Source organism: Wolbachia endosymbiont of Drosophila nikananu (assembly GCF_028981865.1).
GTDB classification, from domain to species: domain Bacteria; phylum Pseudomonadota; class Alphaproteobacteria; order Rickettsiales; family Anaplasmataceae; genus Wolbachia; species Wolbachia pipientis_B.
Window position 1 is genome coordinate 1 of record NZ_JAPQLL010000075.1, and the last position, 944, is coordinate 944.

General features: G+C 36.0%; 1 pseudogene. It reads right to left on the bottom strand.

Going from position 1 to position 944, the window contains the following annotated elements:
* Window positions 1-83: 83 nt before the first annotated feature.
* Window positions 84-885, bottom strand: a pseudogene (locus tag OZD67_RS06075) (transposase); the annotation flags it as partial.
* Between the last annotated feature and the right edge of the window lie 59 nt (window positions 886-944).

A 944-nucleotide genomic window follows, 5' to 3' on the forward strand; every position in this document is an offset into this window, starting at 1 on the left:
ATTACACCTCTTTGAAAAAACGTTCTATTTTACTTCAAAAACGTCTTAACTTCCTCTCTACTTTTTCTGGGTAAGGTCAAAATAAAACTGAAAAATTTCTCAGCGATTTGATCTGGGTTCCAAGGCCCTTGTGATATGAAGCGACAATATATTGCACATAACTAAGTTCGCCCAAAATTCTTGTAATACAGCCTCTAAATTTACTCCAGAAAAATTCTCTAATTCTGCACCTATTTTGAGTCGTTTCCTCTATGTGCCACCTTAATATATAAGCTTTGCTGATATCTTCCAAAGTCTCGGTCAAAAAGTGAGCACTTCTGTTTCTCCATTGGCTAATGTAAGCCCTGACTTTTTGTCCTTTCATTTTATTTTCTAGCTTTTTATTTTCTAGTATAAAATCAAAATCTAATTCATCAGCGTTTCCATAGCTTGCTATAATTTCTTTTTTGCAAGCGAAAAATAAAGTCTACTTTCAATTCATAATGCTGCTGAATGAATTTTAATGAAGACGGTCGTAGATAAATAATTTGATTTAATGAACGCATCTGAGTAACGACTTCAGGCTTCTGCTAACGTTTGCTCACCCACATTCCAAGCCGCAAGGCGAGCACTGCAAATCAGCGAAATCAACAAACAAATTGCTAATGGTGCCTGTTGTTCCATTTGGTTCAAACTCGGATACAATTTCTTCAGAGCTCGGTACCAGAACCATCTGCTGCAATAAGCCTATAGCCTCTCCAACTCAGGCTCATCTTGATAGGCTGTTTGGATGCTTAAATTCTTTAAAACCTGTATTTATATCTTGCTCTAGAAAAAGCTTGCTTTGAGGGTGGAACTTAATGGATCCATAAGCTCATATTCTATTCCTAAACTTTTCTTAATTAACTATAGAAAATACTGTCGTAAAAGCTTGTTCGTGTGAAACCCAATACAGTGGAGTTTCT